Genomic DNA, 18,911 nt, shown 5'->3' with positions numbered 1-18,911 from the left:
CGCATTGATTTATATTAATTTATTTTGCTCGTTCGGTTGCTGCCCTCCTGCAACTCGAATTCTAGGGTATAGCCCCCACACCCATGCCACATTCTCATTACTTATTGCATCTTATTCTTTACTGACGCCCGGGGATAGATAAACCATCATTCAGGTCGTGGGCGATAGTGTTTGTCATTATATTGAGTAGTGATAATATGAATTTACTTTGTGATACTGACTGCGTTACAAAGCAAACTGTGTACACAGTTGCGTACCAATATAACAAACGTGGGTTAAATTGATAATGCAACTTTTTGAAATTAAACAATAATTACGTCTTGCATGTGATCTGTCGTGTGGGTCACCACTGTAGATAAGGAATTAGAATGCCCGTTATTACCCTTCCTGACGGTAGTCAACGTCATTACGATCACGCCGTTTCTGCTCTTGATGTGGCTCTGGATATCGGCCCTGGTCTGGCAAAAGCCTGCATAGCCGGGCGCGTCAATGGTGAGCTGGTGGACGCCAGTGACCTGATTGAATCAGATGCCCACCTGGCTATTATTACCACCAAAGATGCGGAAGGTTTGGAGATTCTCCGCCATTCATGCGCGCATTTATTGGGACATGCCATCAAGCAACTTTGGCCTGATACCAAAATGGCCATCGGCCCGGTTATCGACAACGGTTTCTATTACGATGTTGATATCGACCGTACTTTGACGCAGGAAGATTTGGATCTGCTGGACCAGCGGATGCATGAACTCGCCGATAAAGATTACGATGTCATCAAGAAGAAAGTCAGTTGGCAAGAAGCGCGTGATGTTTTTGCTGCTCGTGGTGAAGATTATAAAGTGGCGATCCTCGATGAGAATATCAGCCATGATGATCGCCCAGGTTTATATCACCATGAAGAATACGTTGATATGTGTCGTGGCCCACATGTGCCCAATATGCGTTTCTGCCATCACTTTAAATTGCAGAAAACTTCTGGTGCTTACTGGCGTGGTGACAGCAAAAATAAGATGCTGCAACGTATTTATGGCACGGCGTGGGGTGATAAGAAGCAACTGAATGCTTATTTGCAACGTCTGGAAGAAGCGGCCAAACGTGACCATCGTAAGATTGGTAAGCAACTAGACCTTTATCACATGCAGGAAGAAGCACCGGGTATGGTGTTCTGGCATAATGACGGCTGGACCATTTTCCGTGAACTGGAAACTTTTGTGCGCATGAAGCTCAAAGAGTACCAGTATCAGGAAGTGAAAGGGCCGTTCATGATGGATCGCGTACTGTGGGAAAAAACCGGACATTGGGAAAACTATGCTGAGCATATGTTCACCACGTCGTCGGAAAACCGCGAGTATTGCATCAAGCCAATGAACTGCCCAGGGCATGTACAGATTTTCAACCAAGGGTTGAAGTCTTACCGTGATTTGCCATTACGCATGGCCGAGTTTGGTAGCTGCCATCGTAATGAGCCATCAGGCGCGCTGCACGGGCTGATGCGCGTGCGTGGTTTTACTCAGGACGACGCCCACATCTTCTGTACTGAAGAGCAGGTGCGCGATGAAGTGAATAGCTGTATTAAGATGGTGTACGACATGTACAGCACCTTTGGTTTCGAAAAGATTGTGGTCAAGCTATCCACTCGCCCTGAAAAGCGCATTGGTAGCGATGATTTGTGGACGCGCGCTGAAGATGATTTAGCGGCTGCGTTGACTGAAAATGGTATTCCGTTTGATTATCAGCCGGGTGAAGGGGCTTTCTATGGCCCGAAAATTGAATTTACCTTGCATGATTGTTTGGATCGTGCGTGGCAGTGTGGTACCGTACAACTCGATTTCTCATTACCGGGCCGCTTAAGTGCGTCTTACATCGGCGAAAACAACGATCGCCAGGTGCCGGTAATGATTCACCGGGCTATTTTGGGTTCAATGGAGCGCTTCATCGGTATTTTAACCGAAGAATATGCAGGCTTCTTCCCAACATGGTTAGCTCCGGTACAAGTCGTGGTGATGAATATCACCGATAGCCAGTCTGATTATGTCCAGCAAGTGACCAAAAAACTGCAAGATGCAGGAATTAGGGCAAAAGCGGACTTGAGAAATGAGAAGATTGGCTTTAAAATTCGTGAACATACGTTGCGTCGAGTTCCCTATATGTTGGTCTGTGGCGATAAAGAGGTCGAATCAGGCAAGATTGCCGTTCGTACCCGCCGCGGTAAAGACTTGGGAAGTCTGGACGTCAACGTGGTCGTAGACAAGCTGCTAACAGAAATTCGCAGCCGTAGTCTTCATCAACTGGAGGAATAAAGTATTAAAGGCGGAAAACGAGTTCAACCGGCGCGTCCTAATCGCATCAACAAAGAGATTCGCGCCACAGAAGTTCGCTTAACAGGCGTCGATGGTGAACAGATTGGTATTGTCAATCTGAATGAAGCTCTTGAAAAAGCTGAGGAAGCTGGTGTTGATTTAGTAGAAATCAGTCCGAATGCCGAGCCGCCGGTTTGCCGTATTATGGATTACGGCAAATTCCTCTATGAGAAGAGCAAGTCGACAAAAGAACAGAAGAAGAAGCAAAAAGTCATACAGGTCAAGGAAATTAAATTCCGTCCTGGTACCGATGATGGCGACTATCAGGTCAAACTACGCAACCTGATTCGCTTTCTGGAAGATGGCGATAAAGCCAAAATCACCCTGCGATTCCGTGGGCGTGAAATGGCGCACCAACAGATCGGCATGGAAGTCCTTAACCGTGTCAAAAAAGATCTGACTGAAGATTCTGATTTGGCCGTCGTGGAGTCTTTCCCGACTCGTATCGAAGGTCGTCAGATGATCATGGTGCTCGCACCTAAGAAGAGACAGTAAGGCACTCAAGTAGCAGGCTCCTCTCTGTTTGCAGAGTTAGAGTCTGTTCGCCTAACTAGCTCGTTGTAATTAACAATGCGAAGTGGATATATTCAATGCCAAAAATCAAGACAGTACGCGGCGCCGCTAAACGCTTCAAAAAGACCGGTTCCGGTGGTTTTAAGCGTAAGCATGCTAACCTGCGTCATATTCTGACCAAAAAAGCTACTAAGCGTAAACGTCATTTACGTCCAAAAGGCATGGTATCTAAGAACGATCTAGGTTTGGTCGTAGCATGTCTGCCGTACGCATAAGCAACTTTTGGTTTGAATTAAGGCGATAGGAGAAGTAAATGGCTCGCGTAAAACGTGGTGTGGTAGCTCGTGCACGTCACAAAAAAATATTAAAGCAGGCGAAAGGTTACTACGGTGCCCGTTCGCGCGTTTATCGTGTTGCTTTCCAGGCAGTGATCAAGGCAGGCCAATACGCCTACCGTGACCGCCGTCAACGGAAGCGTCAATTCCGCCAACTGTGGATTGCACGTATCAACGCAGCTGCTCGTCAGAATGACATGTCTTACAGCAAATTCATTAATGGCCTGAAAAAGGCTTCTATTGAAATTGACCGTAAGATCTTGGCTGATATCGCAGTATTCGATAAAGTGGCATTCTCTGCACTGGTCGAAAAAGCGAAAGCAGCTCTGGCGTAAGTCAGAATTGAAGAGGGAGCTTGTCTCCCTCTTTTAATTTTTATCTTATTGGTCTAAAGGTCTTTGTTATGACACATACAGTTACTTTTCGCTTCTCTTTTTACTTTAGCGCCTGATTTAAGGAGGCTTGAGCGTAAGAATAGAAACGAAAAATAACGCCTAAGCCTCCCATTGTGGAGGCTTTTTTGTTTTTGCTCTACAGCATTTATGATGACGAGAGTAAGGGTATCGCGGATGTGGTACCTTATTGATTTTGTATGAAAAATTTATTTTATTTATCGCATTTTAACTAATTACCTATATCCAAAGTTATTGGAGTTGCTGGTAGGCAGCAAGCGAGTAAATCCCGATGAGCTTACATAGGTAAGTGATTCGGGTGAGTGAGCGTAGCTAACACCCCAGCAGCTTCAAGAACAAAGGATATAACTATAAGCGGGCCATACGGCCAGAGGAAGAGAAAACAATGCCACATCTCGCAGAGCTGGTTGCCAATGCTAAAGCAGCCATAGAAGATGCCCAAGATGTCGCCGCGTTGGATTTGGTACGCGTCGAATACCTGGGCAAAAAAGGCCATTTGACCCTTCAGATGACATCATTGCGTGAGCTGCCAGCTGATGAGCGTCCAGCAGCCGGTGCCGTTATTAATCAGGCCAAACAAGACGTACAAGAAGCACTCAATGCTCGTAAGGATAAGCTGGAATCCGCCGTCTTGAATGCCCGATTAGCGGCTGAAACTATTGATGTCTCATTACCCGGGCGTCGTATGGAGAATGGGGGGTTACATCCGGTCACGCGTACGATTGACCGCATTGAGACTTTCTTTGGTGAATTGGGCTTTTCTGTTGAATCTGGCCCAGAAATCGAAGACGACTATCATAACTTTGATGCATTGAATATTCCGGCTCATCACCCCGCGCGTGCTGACCATGATACTTTCTGGTTTGATGCGACCCGGCTGCTGCGTACCCAGACCTCTGGCGTGCAGATTCGCACCATGAAAGCACAGCAACCGCCCATTCGGATTATTGTGCCAGGGCGTGTTTATCGTAATGATTACGACCAAACCCACACACCGATGTTCCACCAAATGGAAGGCTTGATTGTTGACAAAGATATCAGCTTTGCCAATTTGAAAGGCACCTTGCACGATTTCCTGCGTAACTTCTTTGAAGAAGACTTACAGATCCGCTTTCGTCCCTCGTATTTCCCGTTTACCGAACCCTCCGCTGAAGTGGATGTGATGGGTAAAAACGGTAAGTGGCTTGAAGTGCTGGGTTGCGGCATGGTGCATCCGAATGTATTGCGTAATGTTGGCATTGATCCTGAAATTTACTCAGGTTTTGCTTTCGGTATGGGCATGGAGCGTCTGACGATGCTGCGTTACGGTGTCACCGATTTGCGTGCATTCTTCGAAAACGATCTGCGTTTCCTCAAACAGTTTAAGTAAGGCGGGAATATCTCATGAAATTCAGTGAACTTTGGTTACGTGAATGGGTAAACCCAGCCATTAGTAGTGACGCATTAGCTCATCAAATTACTATGGCAGGATTGGAAGTTGATGGTATAGATGCGGTAGCCGGTGAGTTTAATGGCGTCGTTGTCGGTGAAGTGGTTGAGTGCGCCCAACACCCTAATGCCGATAAGTTACGGGTGACAAAAGTCAACGTTGGCGGTGATCGTCTGTTAGATATCGTCTGTGGCGCGCCAAACTGCCGGCTGGGGCTGAAGGTTGCAGTGGCGACAGTTGGTGCGGTGTTACCGGGTGACTTTAAAATTAAAGCCGCCAAGCTGCGCGGTGAGCCATCGGAAGGGATGTTGTGCTCATTCTCCGAGCTGGGTATTTCCGACGATCATGACGGCATTATCGAATTGCCGTTGGATGCATCTATTGGCGCTGATTTACGTGAATATCTGTATTTAGACGACAAAACTATCGAAATCAGTGTGACGCCAAATCGCGCCGATTGTTTAGGGATTATCGGTGTGGCCCGCGATGTGGCGGTAGTGAACCAGTTGGTGCTGACTGAACCGGATATAAGCCCGGTGGCAGCCACAATCAAGGACACCTTCCCCATCCGCGTTGACGCCCCACAGGCCTGCCCACGTTATTTGGGCCGGGTTGTCAAAGGCATTAACATTAAGGCGTCCACGCCACTGTGGATGCGTGAGAAACTGCGTCGTTGTGGTATCCGTTCGATTGATCCGGTTGTGGACGTGACTAACTTCGTACTGCTGGAGTTGGGGCAACCAATGCATGCGTTTGATCTTGATCGCATCGATGGCGAAATCATTGTGCGAATGGCAGCCGAAGCGGAAGAACTGACACTGCTGGATGGCACCAACGCTAAATTGAGCGCCGATACACTGGTGATTGCCGACAAACAGCGAGCACTGGCAATGGCCGGTATTTTTGGCGGTGAACATTCTGGCGTCAATGAAGAAACGCAGAATGTATTGCTGGAGTGCGCCTTCTTCAACCCACTGTCTATAACTGGCCGCGCCCGCCGTCAGGGGTTGCATACCGATGCGTCACATCGCTATGAGCGTGGTGTTGATCCGGCGTTGCAGCACAAAGCCATTGAGCGCGCAACACGGCTGCTGCTTGATATTTGCGGTGGTGAAGCAGGCCCGGTCATTGATGTTACGTCTGAGGAGCATTTGCCAACGCGTGCCACCATTAGGTTACGTCGTGAAAAACTGGATCGTTTAATAGGTCATCAGGTATCCAGCAAGCAAGTAAGCGATATTCTGCGTCGTCTGGGTTGCCAGGTGACAGAGCAGGGCGACAATTGGGAGGCTATTGCACCAAGTTGGCGTTTTGATATGGAGATCGAAGAAGATCTGGTGGAAGAAGTTGCCCGTATCTATGGCTACAACAATATCCCGGATGCGCCGGTAAGAGCCGATTTGGTGATGACCAAACATCGCGAAGCCGATCTGTCACTGAAACGAGTGAAAACGTTATTGGTCGATCGCGGCTACCAGGAAGCAATTACTTACAGTTTTGTTGACCCTAAAATTCAAGCATTGTTGCACCCCGGTCAGGAGCCGCTGGTGTTACCAAGCCCGATCTCGATTGATATGTCTGCTATGCGATTATCTTTACTGACTGGACTGTTAACGGCGGTGGTTTATAACCAAAATCGTCAGCAATCTCGCTTACGTTTATTTGAGAGTGGTTTACGCTTTGTACCTGATACTACAGCAGATCTTGGGGTTAGGCAGGACGTAATGCTGGCGGGTGTCATTGCCGGACACTGTTTTGAAGAACATTGGGATCTGGCGCGTCAGCCAGTAGACTTCTATGATTTGAAGGGCGATCTGGAAGCAATTCTGGAACTTACCGGTAAGTTATCCGACGTTCAATTCCGTGCAGAATCGCATTCAGCATTGCATCCGGGCCAAAGTGCTGCAATTTATTTATTAGGTGAACGCATTGGTTTCATTGGTGTAGTTCATCCAGAACTGGAACGTAAGCTGGACTTAAATGGCCGCACCGTGGTGTTTGAAGTGCAGTGGAACAAGCTTGCAGACCGCGCCGTGCCTCAGGCCAGCGAGATTTCGCGCTTCCCTGCAAACCGTCGTGATATCGCTGTTGTAGTGGCTGAAAACGTCCCCGCAGAAGATATTTTGGCAGAGTGTAAGAAAGTTGGCGCAAATCAGGTAGTTGGCGTAAACTTGTTTGATGTGTACCGTGGCAAGGGCGTAGCAGAAGGTTATAAGAGTCTGGCTATTAGTCTGGTGTTGCAGGATACCGCCCGTACACTGGAAGAAGAGGAGATCGCCGCGACCGTCGCAAGATGTGTAGAGGCGTTAAAACAGCGATTCCAAGCATCCTTGAGGGATTGAACCTATGGCGCTTACTAAAGCTGAAATGTCAGAACATCTGTTTGAAAAGCTAGGGCTTAGCAAACGAGATGCCAAAGATCTGGTGGAGTTATTCTTTGAAGAGGTACGTCGTGCTTTAGAGAATGGCGAACAGGTCAAACTGTCTGGCTTTGGCAATTTTGATCTGCGAGACAAGAACCAACGTCCGGGCCGTAATCCGAAGACGGGTGAGGACATTCCTATTACGGCGCGCCGTGTGGTGACTTTCCGTCCAGGACAAAAGCTAAAAAGCCGGGTAGAGACGGCCACTCCCAAAGAGTGAGTACTATCCAAAACAAAAGGCCGCGCAAGCGGCCTTTTTCTTGTCTGTAATTAATTGAAGTATGATAACTTTGTTTTCACGACACTTGCTATTGACTACAACTTAAGGTCTTGCCGCGCTTTTCCCATACTCTAATCGTGAGTGCGCATTGGCCGCGCCAAGAAAAACCCCAGATTGCGGGGTTTATACAGTTGGCTGTCTCTTATCGCCCCATTTCAGTTAACCGTATTTTCGGGCAAACTCTTCATCGGAATTGCAAAGATAAATAATAAATTCAATGAAGGCGATAATTGATGGAATGAATGTCCAGCAAAAAATGAGATATAAGAATCCCTGTCCAATCTTACCCAAATAAAATTTGTGCGCGCCGAATCCACCCAGAAAAAACGCCAGAAGAGCCGCAACCATACGATTTCTCTCACCCGTAACTTTTTGAGTTGCACCGCAACTTGGGCAAGCTTTTGCTGATTCATGTATTTCTTTACCGCACCCACGGCAAAAAACCATGTTTGACATAATGTGTAATCCTTCTAAATTTCAAAGACCGCAATAATCAGCGCACTGAATTTGCTGAGAGGTTTCAGCAAGGCACATCATTGTGTGACCTCACAAGTTGTACTGATTTTATTTCATTTTTAATATGCTAACTTTAGCACAGTGGTTTTAACACTTAACTGATTGTAATGATTAATAGGTTAGCAATCCATTAGAAGAAATCCTGAATCAAACAAAAAAGTCTGCCTGCGACAGATTAATTGGCATGGTTGAGTGGTAGAACGCTAAACCAAGCGGGTCGTCGCCCCAATAAAATATGCATTTTCAATGCAAAACTTCCCCTGATCGCCTTAACCCCTTACTATCTGTGCCTGCGATGGGGATTAAAGCCGCCATGTTTATCTGTCAGGCCAAGCGACGCCTGAGGTATTGACCGAGGATGTAATGCAGACAAGTCAGTTATTTACCGCACTTCAGCAACATCAACAACACCGTGATCATCGCTATCTTGGCGGTTTGGCTGCCATGCTATTCATGGCGTTGGTGATCAGTCTGTGTGCCGGCGATGTCTGGCTTTGGCCAATGCAGTGGTTCAGCGAGCAGGGGAAGTTATTCGTATGGCAACTGCGTTTGCCAAGGGCAATGGCTGTGATTATGGTTGGTGCCAGCCTTGCCGTCTCTGGTGCCGTGATGCAGGCATTGTTTGAGAACCCATTAGCAGAACCCGGCTTATTAGGGGTGGCGAATGGCGCGGGGGTCGCGCTGGTTATGGCTGTATTGTTGGGGCATGGATTGCTGCCGGTGTGGTTTTTAAGTGCCTGCGCTATTGCGGGGGCATTATTCATGACCTTTTTACTGCTCAGTTTTGCTCGCCGCCGTATGCTCACCAATGCCCGTTTACTCTTGGTCGGTGTCGCTTTAGGTATTGTCTGTAGTGCTATTATGACGTGGGCGGTTTATTTCAGCACCAGCCTGGATTTGCGGCAATTAATGTATTGGATGATGGGGGGATTTAGCGGTGTTGACTGGCGGCAGCAAGGAATGGTGTTTGTGTTGCTACCTGTCGTTGTATGGCTCTGTTGTCAGGGGCGGGCGCTTAATTTCATGTCATTAGGTGAACAGCAAGCCAGGCAACTGGGAATATCACTTCATCTATGGCGTAACCTATTAGTGCTGGCTATTGGTTTGCTGGTTGGAATCAGTGTGGCGTTGGCTGGGGTGATCAGTTTTATTGGTCTGGTTATCCCCCATATACTGCGATTAACCGGTTTAACCGATCAACGCCGCTTATTAGCCGGTTGCGCCTTGGCGGGGGGGGGAATATTGCTATTGGCCGATGTTGTGGCACGGATTGCCCTCTTTTCAGCCGAGTTACCGATTGGTGTGGTTACCGCGACATTAGGTGCGCCGCTGTTTATTTGGTTGCTGACTCGGGTGAAAAGTGTAGAGTGATCCGTCTTATCGCTATCAATATCTTTATGATTTCACCTGTTTACATTCGCTGAATAAGAGGCTCTCCTGATGAGTAATCCAATTTATGCTATCCCGCTGCAATCCATTGATCATCAATCTGTTCTACTGGAAAAGTATAAAGGCTCGGTATTGCTGGTGGTGAATGTGGCTTCTCAATGTGGCCTGACCAAGCAGTATGAAGGGCTGGAAAAACTGTATAAAACCTATCAGCAGCAGGGTTTTGAAGTATTAGGCTTCCCAAGCAATGAATTTGCTGGCCAAGAGCCGGGCAGTGATGAGGAAATTCACGTATTCTGCCGTGGAACGTTTGGGGTGGAATTCCCTATGTTTAGCAAAATCGAGGTCAATGGTTCCCAGCGTCATCCTTTATATAAGCATTTGATTGCGGCTAAATCTGTTGCAGTAAAACCGGAAGGAAGTGAGTTTTACCAACGCCTGGCGAGTAAAGGCCGTGAACCAAAACAGCAGGGTGATATTCTGTGGAATTTTGAAAAGTTCTTAATTAGCCGTGATGGTGTGGTGCTCGACCGTTTCGCTCCAGACATGACGCCAGAAGATCCTATTTTAATTAAGGCAATTAATCAGGCTGTGGCTCGCCATTAGTTTACCGACGAAGAGCTTAATTCGATGCTATTGCAACTTAGTAATATCAGTATAGAAAATCGTCTTGCGCCGTTCTCATCGCAGGTGGCGGCTGGGTTGCAAATTCATTTAATCGGGCCGAATGGCGCGGGGAAAAGTACACTACTAATGGCGCTGGCGGGATTGTTACCCGCCGATGGGGATATTTTGTTGGCAGGTCATCCCATGCCATATTATTCAGGCCGCGAATTAGCCAGGCAGCGTGCTTATTTATGCCAACAGCAGCCTGCGTTAACGATGATGCCGGTATTCCAATACCTTTCTCTGCACCAACCTGAGGGTGCGACGGCCGAAGCTGTCGCGTCGGCGATTGGCTATTTGTGTAAGAAACTCCGTCTGACAGATAAGTTGCCACAATTACTATCACACCTTTCAGGGGGAGAATGGCAGCGTGTCAGGCTTGCCGCCATATTTTTACAAGTTTGGCCTGATATTAATCCTGACAGTAAACTGTTACTGCTCGATGAACCCTATACGGGGTTGGATGTGGCGCAGAAAGTGGCTTTAGATGGTTTGCTAAGTGAGTTCTGCCGGGCCGGGCGCAGTGCGATAATCAGTGCTCATGACCTTAACCATACCTTGCAACATGCTTCCCAGGTGTGGTTGATGTCGCAAGGGACTGTGCTGGCGCAGGGAGAGACTCAACAAGTCATGCAGGCCAATCGGCTTTCCCGCGTATTTGAGGTTGATTTTCAGATACATAGCTTTAATCAGCAACATTGGATCATCACAAAAAGCGCATGACGCCGACATTATTCGCATAACTCATCAGTCGCGGTTGGTATTTTATATCGGTATTCGTTAGCGTAATACACTATTTTAGCCATTTCCTTTACGTTCAAAAGATAATAGCCCACCTATTCTGCACTGTAATTAAATCGGTCTATAAAATAGATTGCTCTGATTACTACAAATATTTAGGCACTGAATATCCTAACAATAAATATATTTCCTTAAGGTTGATTTAAGGTTAACGGACTATTGTTCGTTATAACTGATCACGCGCCTATCTGATTGGCGTTTAGTTTTCGTTAACTTATGTGGGCATATAGTTGCCGATAGCTAAGTTGTCCTAAGGGATTTATCAATGCAGAATTTTTTACCATTTTCTCGTCCGGCAATCGGTACGGAGGAAATAAGTGCTGTTGTTAATGTACTCGGTTCCGGTTGGATTACTACGGGGCCACAAAATCAGCAATTAGAGGCTGATTTTTGCCGGGCTTTCGGCTGCAAACATGCCATTGCGGTTTGTTCTGCGACGGCGGGAATGCACATCACCTTGATGGCATTGGGGATTGGCCCTGGTGATGAGGTGATTACTCCGTCTCAGACCTGGGTTTCCACGCTAAATATGATTGTGTTGCTGGGGGCTGAACCGGTCATGGTTGATGTCGACTGCGATACGTTAATGGTCAGCGCAGCCGGGGTTGAAGCGGCAATTACATCGAAAACCAAAGCGATTATTCCGGTTCATTATGCGGGTGCACCTTGCTGCCTTGATGCCTTACGTTCAATAGCGCAACAGCACGGAATTCCTCTCATTGAAGATGCAGCCCATGCGGTCGGTACACGTTATGGGGAGCAGTGGATTGGCGAGAAGGGAACGGCAATTTTCTCATTCCACGCAATTAAAAACATCACTTGCGCGGAAGGTGGCTTGATAGCCACTGACGATGATGAATTAGCAACTAAACTGCGCCGGCTTAAATTTCACGGTTTAGCGGTGGATGCATTTGATCGACAAATCCAAGGGCGTAGCCCACAAGCTGAAGTTGTGGAACCGGGCTATAAATACAATTTGTCTGATATCCACGCAGCCATCGCGGTCATTCAGCTCCAGCGGCTCCCTGAAATTAATGCGCGCCGGCAGGCGTTGGTAGCCCGCTATCACCAGGCATTGGCCGGCTCTCCGTTACAGCCGTTAGGTGTTCCTGATTACCCGCACCTACATGCATGGCATCTTTTTATGGTGCGTGTTGATGAAGAGCGCTGCGGTATTAGCCGCGATACGCTAATGGCCCGCCTCAAAGAGGTTGGGATTGGTACGGGGCTGCATTTTCGTGCGGCACATACGCAAAAATACTATCGAGAACGTTACCCATATTTACATCTGCCGAATACCGAGTGGAATTCAGCCAGACTATGCACATTACCGCTTTTCCCCGATATGTTAGACAGTGATGTCGATCGGGTGGTTGAGGCATTGGCAACTATTATAGGGCCACACCGTGTCACAAAATGAACGCATTAAGAAAGTCTCAATTGTTATCCCTGTTTATAACGAACAAGAGAGCTTGCAGGTATTGATAGAGAGAACCTCAGCAGCTTGTAAGTTACTCACTCAACCTTATGAAATTATTCTGGTTGATGATGGAAGTAGTGATAATTCAGCCGAGTTGTTGACGGCAGCGGCGAATGAACCGGGTAGTTGTATTATTGCTGTTTTACTCAATCGTAATTACGGCCAACACTCTGCAATTATGGCGGGTTTTAATCAGGTGAGTGGTGATTTAGTCATTACACTTGACGCTGATTTGCAAAACCCACCTGAAGAGATCCCACGTCTGGTTAATGTGGCAGAAGAGGGGTACGACGTCGTCGGTACTGTGCGGGCAAACCGGCAAGATTCGTTATTCCGTAAAACTGCATCACGCATGATTAATATGATGATTCAGCGGGCTACCGGGAAGTCAATGGGTGACTATGGCTGCATGTTACGGGCTTATCGCCGTCATATTGTGGATGCAATGTTACACTGTCACGAACGTAGCACCTTTATTCCTATCCTTGCGAACACATTTGCCCGACGCACCACCGAGATTACCGTCCATCATGCCGAGCGAGAATTTGGCGACTCAAAATACAGCCTGATGAAGCTCATCAATCTCATGTATGACCTGGTTACCTGCCTGACAACCACCCCACTGCGATTGTTAAGTCTGGTTGGCAGTGTTATCGCACTTTCTGGTTTTACGCTTGCTGTGTTGCTGGTGGTGTTACGGTTAGTTTTTGGCCCCGAATGGGCTGGCGGTGGTGTGTTTACGCTATTTGCTGTGTTGTTCATGTTCATCGGTGCTCAATTTGTTGGTATGGGGTTACTCGGCGAATACATCGGCCGTATCTATAACGATGTGCGCGCACGCCCACGCTATTTTGTACAGAAAGTTGTTGGTGCCGAACCAACCGAAGATAATCAGGAAACAGAAAAATGAAAGCGATTGTATTTGCCTATCACGATATTGGCTGCGTAGGTTTGAAAGCATTAGTTGAAGCAGGTTACGATATTCAGGCCGTATTTACTCATACTGACGCTCCCGGTGAGAATCGTTTTTTCTCTTCTGTTGCCCGAGTTGCCGCTGATCTTGAACTGCCTGTCCATGCACCGGAGGATGTGAATCATCCTTTATGGGTTGAGCGTATTCGCCAATTACAGCCGGATATTATTTTTTCTTTCTATTACCGCAATATGCTGAGTGACGAGATATTATCACTCGCACCACAAGGCGGGTTTAATTTACATGGCTCTTTATTGCCAAAGTATCGTGGGCGTGCGCCCATTAACTGGGCTTTGGTTAATGGCGAGACTGAAACCGGTGTTACGTTGCACCAAATGGTACGCAAAGCTGATGCCGGGTCGATTGTAGGGCAACATAAAGTGGCTATCAGTCCTACTGATACTGCATTGACTTTACATGCAAAAGTGCGAGACGCAGCTAAAGAGTTATTAGTTGATTTACTGCCTGAAATGAAAGGTAAGTCACTGCGTTTAACGCCACAAAAAGAAGCCGATGCCAGTTATTTTGGCCGTCGTACTGCGGCGGATGGCGAAATTCATTGGCATAAGTCTGCATCCGCAATTAACAATCTGGTACGCGCAGTAACAGAGCCTTATCCTGGTGCTTTCAGTTACTTAGGGCAGCGTAAACTGACCATCTGGCGTTCACGACCGCTGAATATGGAACACGGTAAATTGCCTGGTACGGTGCTCTCTATCTTGCCATTAACCGTGGCATGTGGTGAAGGTGCATTGGAGATTATTGCGGGGCAAGGTGATGCTGACTTATATGTTCAGGGTAACCGACTGGCGCAAGAGATGGGTATCGTTACCGATGTGCGTTTGGGTAATAAGCCGAGCAAAATACTCAAGAGGCGTACACGAGTACTGATTCTTGGTGTTAATGGCTTTATCGGCAATCACTTAACTGAGCGTCTGTTACGCGATGACCGCTATGAAGTTTATGGCCTGGATATTGGTTCTGATGCGATTAGCCGCTTCCTCGATAACCCTTATTTCCATTTTGTGGAGGGGGATATCAGCATCCATTCGGAATGGATTGAGTACCACATTAAAAAGTGTGACGTAATCTTACCATTGGTAGCGATTGCTACTCCAATTGAATATACCCGTAACCCACTACGCGTTTTTGAATTGGATTTCGAAGAGAATCTGAAGATTGTGCGTGATTGCGTTAAATACAATAAACGTATTGTTTTCCCGTCAACATCTGAAGTCTACGGCATGTGTGATGACAAAGAGTTTGATGAAGACACATCACGCTTGATTGTTGGCCCGATCAATAAACAGCGCTGGATTTATTCAGTATCAAAACAATTGCTGGACCGTGTTATCTGGGCTTACGGTGCTAAAGAGGGGCTGAAGTTCACGTTGTTCCGTCCATTTAACTGGATGGGGCCACGTTTGGATAACCTTGATGCTGCGCGCATTGGTAGTTCTCGCGCCATCACACAACTTATTCTCAATTTGGTTGACGGTTCACCAATAAAATTAGTGGACGGCGGCGCACAAAAACGTTGCTTTACCGATATTCACGATGGCATTGAGGCATTATTCCGCATTATTGAGAATCGTGATGGCTGCTGTGATGGGGAGATCATTAATATTGGTAACCCAACTAATGAAGCCAGTATTCGTGAATTGGCCGAAATGTTACTGAGCAGCTTTGAGAAACACGAATTACGCGATCATTTCCCGCCATTCGCTGGCTTTAAAGATATTGAAAGTAGTGCATATTACGGTAAAGGCTATCAGGATGTTGAGTATCGCACGCCAAGTATTAGCAATGCGCGCCGTATTCTGCATTGGCAACCCGAAATTGCCATGCAGCAAACTGTCACTGAAACATTGGACTTTTTCCTGCGTGGTGCCGTGCTTGAACAAAACGAAACTATGAAGGATGAGTCTCGCGTATGAAGCAAGTTGGCCTGAGGATTGATGTAGACACCTATCGAGGAACAAAAGAGGGGGTGCCGTCATTACTTGCTGTATTGGAAAAGCATAATGTCAGTGCCAGCTTTTTCTTCAGTGTTGGGCCGGATAATATGGGGCGTCATTTGTGGCGTCTTTTCCGCCCGCGTTTTCTATGGAAGATGCTGCGCTCTAATGCTGCCTCACTGTATGGCTGGGATATTTTGTTGGCGGGTACAGCCTGGCCGGGGAAGAAAATTGCCCAGAATCTGGGTTCGGTAATGAAAACTACTGCTCAAGCTGGGCATGAGGTTGGTTTACATGCCTGGGATCACCAAGGCTGGCAGGCCAATGTTGCGTCGTGGTCGAAGCAGCAATTAACACAACAGATTCAACTGGGAATCGATGCTTTAAAGCAAAGTATTAATCAACCCGTTACATGTTCTGCGGTGGCGGGTTGGCGTGCTGATGGGCGTGTTCTGGCAGTGAAACAGGCGTTTTCTTTCCGCTATAACAGTGACTGCCGGGGGACTCACCCTTTTAGGCCACAACTGCCAGATGGTAGTTTGGGGAGTGTACAAATACCGGTCACTTTGCCCACTTATGATGAAGTGGTCGGTAGCGAAGTTCGAGTGGAAGATTTCAATGATTTTATTCTTGATGCTATTTTGCGTGACGGTGGTGTGCCGGTTTATACCATTCATGCAGAGGTTGAAGGGATGTCTCAGGCGGTAATGTTTGAACAGCTTTTGCTCCGGGCTAAAAAGCAGGGTATCCAGTTTTGCCCACTAAGCTCATTATTACCGCCAGTGTTGGACTCATTGCCAGTGGGGAAGGTTGTGCGTGCTGCCTTCCCGGGGCGAGAGGGATGGTTAGGGTGTCAGTCTGATATTGAGGTTATGGAATGAGGCTGTTAAAAGGAAGTGGGGCTGCTCTGCTGGCGTTATTTTTCGCTTTAGTTTATTTGTTACCCATAAATAGTCGCCTCTTATGGCAACCAGACGAAACTCGCTATGCAGAAATTAGCCGGGAGATGTTGCAACGTGGCGATTGGATTGTGCCGCATTTATTAGGCATTCGCTATTTTGAAAAACCCATTGCGGGGTATTGGTTTAATAATATTAGTCAGTGGCTATTTGGCGATACTAACTTTGCCGTGCGTTTTGGTTCTATTTTCAGTGCCGCAATGAGCGCAGTATTTGTTTATTGGTTGGCAACTTTATTATGGCGCAATCGCTCGACATCTTTACTGGCAACCTTTATCTATCTCTCCATGTTTTTGGTGTTTGGTATTGGTACTTATGCCGTGCTAGACCCTATGATTTCACTGTGGCTCGCGGCGGCTATGGTAAGCTTCTATCTCACTACACGCGCGAAGACGACGCAACAGAAAGTCGGTGCCTACATTTTGTTGGGCCTCGCTTGTGGTATGGGCTTTATGACCAAAGGTTTTCTGGCTCTGGCTGTTCCGGTTATTGCCGTATTGCCGATTGTTATCCAACAAAAAAGAGTAAAAGAACTGCTCGTTTTTGGCCCAATAGCAATAATCAGTGCAGTCCTATTAAGTTTGCCGTGGGCGCTGGCAATTGCACAACGTGAGCCTGATTTCTGGCACTATTTCTTCTGGATTGAACATATTCAGCGATTTGCCGAAAAAGATGCACAACACAAAGCGCCATTTTGGTACTACCTCCCCATATTGTGCCTTGGTGTGTTGCCTTGGTTAGGTTTATTACCTGGCGCTTTATTCAAAGGCTGGCGCGAACGTAATACGCGGCCAGAATTGTTCTTTTTGCTCAGTTGGGTATTGATGCCTTTACTGTTTTTTAGCGTAGCGAAAGGGAAGTTACCGACTTATATTTTGCCTTGTATGGCCCCGCTGTCCTTGCTTATGGCTGCATATGCAACTGATTGTGCTAACAACATGCGTATGCGGGCGCTGAAAATCAATGGATGGATAAATCTGGTCTTTGGTGCGGTTTGTGCGTTGGCGGTTTTGGTTATTGGTATGGGGCTGGTCGCTCATCTGGTCGCTTATGGTCCGCAAGAGCATCAGAAAGTTATTCTGGCAACCCTTGCTTTTGCTGGCTGGGGCGTTGTAGGTTTTATTACCTTGCGTAATAACGCCCATCTTTGGCGCTGGTCTGCCGCATGTCCGCTGCTATTTATTTTGCTGGTAGGCTACCTGATCCCTCAGCAGATAATTGATTCTAAACAACCGCAAAATTTTATCCAAAGTAATATGAGCGAACTCAGTACCAGCCGGTATGTTCTTACCGACAGTGTGGGTGTCGCCGCAGGGTTGGCATGGGAGCTTAAACGCAGCGATATTATGATGTTCAGCCAAAAAGGTGAGTTAACGTATGGGTTGGCCTATGCTGACCATCAGGATAAATTTATCGGTGATGCTGAATTTGCGCAATGGTTAGCCCAGGCAAGGCAGCAAGGTGATGTTTCATTAGTCGTGCAGTTATCCCGCAATGAGGCCATCCCTGCTCATTTACCGGCGGCTGATAAGGTTAATCTGATGAATCGCTTGGCACTGCTGTGGTACCAAAAAACGCCATGACAAGTTACCTGCTATTGATCATAGTCAGCTTATTGACCTGCGCGGGTCAGTTATGCCAGAAGCAAGCAGCGCAACGTTGGGAGCGGCACGACTTAGATCGATTAGCATCAGCATTGCGGTGGTTGGCGCTCGCAGTGCTGTTACTCGGTGTGGGGATGTTGCTGTGGCTGCGTCTATTGCAGCATCTCCCCCTGAGTGTGGCCTATCCAATACTGAGTTTTAACTTTGTTTTGGTGACATTAGCAGCGCAGTTCTTTTATGGTGAAAAGGTTACCTCTCGCCATTGGCTGGGAATTGTCGCCATCATGTTTGGTATCTTGCTAATGAGTTGGCACTTATGAAAGGCTATATGTGGGGCATGGGCAGTGTGGTGTTGGTAACCGCAGCCCAGCTCATGCTGAAATGGGGCATGATGCACATGCCATTAATATCACTGGCTGATATTAATGGCTATTTTCTTGCAAACCATCTGCTACAGCTATTCGCGGTAATATGCGGCCTGACAGGTTATGCATTATCTATGATGTGCTGGTTTTTTGCGCTGAGATACTTGCCACTTAATCGAGCCTATCCGTTATTGAGTCTCAGCTATGCTTTGGTTTATTTGGCTGCGGTGTCACTGCCGTGGTTCAATGAATCGGCGACACTACTCAAAACACTGGGCGCAGGTTTTATTCTGTTGGGGATATGGCTGATACATACCAAACCGATAAAAGGTGGCTAAATTCATTATCTCATTCATATAACTTGTTTTTCCCAAACTCGATAGCTAAATTACCCGTACTGGTGTCTTTTGTTAGCCAGATAGATTGGCTAAGTCTTACCACGGTGGAATA

The 18,911-nt window shown here is 47.1% G+C and carries 18 protein-coding genes and 1 other annotated feature; of the genes, 17 read left to right on the top strand and 1 reads right to left on the bottom strand.

From position 1 onward, the window contains the following. Positions 1-368 precede the first annotated feature (368 nt). The 7 genes from thrS to ihfA all read left to right on the top strand — a co-directional run bounded on the left by thrS (position 369) and on the right by ihfA (position 7,690). On the top strand, positions 369-2,297 hold the full coding sequence (gene thrS, locus YALDO0001_RS04505; RefSeq protein WP_004700319.1) for a threonine--tRNA ligase: 1,929 nt from the start codon (positions 369-371) through the stop codon (positions 2,295-2,297). A 3-nt stretch (positions 2,298-2,300) separates the two neighbouring features. Next, positions 2,301-2,852 carry a translation initiation factor IF-3 gene (gene infC / locus YALDO0001_RS19980; protein WP_071986377.1) on the top strand — a complete coding sequence of 184 codons (552 nt, stop codon included), beginning with the start codon at positions 2,301-2,303 and terminating at the stop codon, positions 2,850-2,852. 95 nt (positions 2,853-2,947) lie between these two features. Continuing rightward, positions 2,948-3,145, top strand: a complete 198-nt coding sequence (gene rpmI / locus YALDO0001_RS04495) for a 50S ribosomal protein L35 (protein WP_042545753.1) — start codon at positions 2,948-2,950, stop codon at positions 3,143-3,145. Positions 3,146-3,183: 38 nt separating this feature from the next. Beyond that, positions 3,184-3,540: a 50S ribosomal protein L20 gene (rplT, locus tag YALDO0001_RS04490; protein WP_004393357.1), complete on the top strand. Its 357-nt coding sequence runs from the start codon at positions 3,184-3,186 to the stop codon at positions 3,538-3,540. A gap of 67 nt (positions 3,541-3,607) precedes the next feature. Beyond that, positions 3,608-3,730, top strand: a sequence feature (Phe leader region). A 273-nt stretch (positions 3,731-4,003) separates the two neighbouring features. Beyond that, the gene (pheS, locus tag YALDO0001_RS04485; protein WP_004700317.1) at positions 4,004-4,987 is read left to right on the top strand and encodes a phenylalanine--tRNA ligase subunit alpha; all 984 of its coding nucleotides are present in this window, start codon (positions 4,004-4,006) and stop codon (positions 4,985-4,987) included. A gap of 14 nt (positions 4,988-5,001) precedes the next feature. Continuing rightward, positions 5,002-7,389, top strand: a complete 2,388-nt coding sequence (gene pheT, locus YALDO0001_RS04480) for a phenylalanine--tRNA ligase subunit beta (RefSeq protein WP_004700316.1) — start codon at positions 5,002-5,004, stop codon at positions 7,387-7,389. A gap of 4 nt (positions 7,390-7,393) precedes the next feature. Further along, complete coding sequence (ihfA, locus tag YALDO0001_RS04475) at positions 7,394-7,690, top strand: integration host factor subunit alpha (protein ID WP_004700314.1); 297 nt, start codon at positions 7,394-7,396, stop codon at positions 7,688-7,690. Positions 7,691-7,909: 219 nt separating this feature from the next. Here the strand turns inward: ihfA and YALDO0001_RS04470 are convergent, their stop codons facing one another. Further along, the gene (locus YALDO0001_RS04470) at positions 7,910-8,206 is read right to left on the bottom strand and encodes a TM2 domain-containing protein (protein WP_042839407.1); all 297 of its coding nucleotides are present in this window, start codon (positions 8,204-8,206) and stop codon (positions 7,910-7,912) included. A 423-nt stretch (positions 8,207-8,629) separates the two neighbouring features. On the opposite strand from YALDO0001_RS04470, the gene btuC reads away from it, so the two are divergent. The 10 genes from btuC to arnF all read left to right on the top strand — a co-directional run bounded on the left by btuC (position 8,630) and on the right by arnF (position 18,799). Next, on the top strand, positions 8,630-9,637 hold the full coding sequence (gene btuC / locus YALDO0001_RS04465; protein ID WP_004700311.1) for a vitamin B12 ABC transporter permease BtuC: 1,008 nt from the start codon (positions 8,630-8,632) through the stop codon (positions 9,635-9,637). Positions 9,638-9,706: 69 nt separating this feature from the next. Continuing rightward, positions 9,707-10,261, top strand: a complete 555-nt coding sequence (locus YALDO0001_RS04460; RefSeq protein WP_004700310.1) for a glutathione peroxidase — start codon at positions 9,707-9,709, stop codon at positions 10,259-10,261. 24 nt (positions 10,262-10,285) lie between these two features. After that, the gene (btuD, locus tag YALDO0001_RS04455) at positions 10,286-11,044 is read left to right on the top strand and encodes a vitamin B12 ABC transporter ATP-binding protein BtuD (RefSeq protein WP_004700307.1); all 759 of its coding nucleotides are present in this window, start codon (positions 10,286-10,288) and stop codon (positions 11,042-11,044) included. Positions 11,045-11,387: 343 nt separating this feature from the next. After that, positions 11,388-12,542, top strand: a complete 1,155-nt coding sequence (gene arnB / locus YALDO0001_RS04450; RefSeq protein ID WP_004700305.1) for a UDP-4-amino-4-deoxy-L-arabinose aminotransferase — start codon at positions 11,388-11,390, stop codon at positions 12,540-12,542. Further along, positions 12,529-13,512 (top strand): undecaprenyl-phosphate 4-deoxy-4-formamido-L-arabinose transferase, encoded by a 984-nt coding sequence (gene arnC / locus YALDO0001_RS04445; RefSeq protein WP_042545760.1) that lies wholly within the window; start codon positions 12,529-12,531, stop codon positions 13,510-13,512. The genes arnB and arnC overlap by 14 nt, the downstream gene beginning before the upstream one ends. Beyond that, entirely contained in the window at positions 13,509-15,512 is a 2,004-nt protein-coding gene (gene arnA / locus YALDO0001_RS04440) for a bifunctional UDP-4-amino-4-deoxy-L-arabinose formyltransferase/UDP-glucuronic acid oxidase ArnA (RefSeq protein ID WP_042839406.1), read from the top strand. The genes arnC and arnA overlap by 4 nt, the downstream gene beginning before the upstream one ends. Next, the gene (arnD, locus tag YALDO0001_RS04435; RefSeq protein WP_042839405.1) at positions 15,509-16,414 is read left to right on the top strand and encodes a 4-deoxy-4-formamido-L-arabinose-phosphoundecaprenol deformylase; all 906 of its coding nucleotides are present in this window, start codon (positions 15,509-15,511) and stop codon (positions 16,412-16,414) included. The genes arnA and arnD overlap by 4 nt, the downstream gene beginning before the upstream one ends. Continuing rightward, positions 16,411-18,075: a lipid IV(A) 4-amino-4-deoxy-L-arabinosyltransferase gene (arnT, locus tag YALDO0001_RS04430; RefSeq protein WP_042839404.1), complete on the top strand. Its 1,665-nt coding sequence runs from the start codon at positions 16,411-16,413 to the stop codon at positions 18,073-18,075. The genes arnD and arnT overlap by 4 nt, the downstream gene beginning before the upstream one ends. Further along, on the top strand, positions 18,072-18,416 hold the full coding sequence (gene arnE / locus YALDO0001_RS04425; RefSeq protein ID WP_042545764.1) for a 4-amino-4-deoxy-L-arabinose-phosphoundecaprenol flippase subunit ArnE: 345 nt from the start codon (positions 18,072-18,074) through the stop codon (positions 18,414-18,416). Before arnT ends, arnE begins: the two co-directional genes overlap by 4 nt. Beyond that, positions 18,413-18,799, top strand: a complete 387-nt coding sequence (gene arnF / locus YALDO0001_RS04420) for a 4-amino-4-deoxy-L-arabinose-phosphoundecaprenol flippase subunit ArnF (RefSeq protein ID WP_042545765.1) — start codon at positions 18,413-18,415, stop codon at positions 18,797-18,799. Before arnE ends, arnF begins: the two co-directional genes overlap by 4 nt. The last annotated feature ends 112 nt before the right edge of the window (positions 18,800-18,911 follow it).

This window comes from Yersinia aldovae ATCC 35236 (assembly GCF_000173735.1).
GTDB classification, from domain to species: Bacteria; Pseudomonadota; Gammaproteobacteria; order Enterobacterales; family Enterobacteriaceae; genus Yersinia; species Yersinia aldovae.
This window is presented reverse-complemented; position numbering and strand designations above follow the sequence as displayed.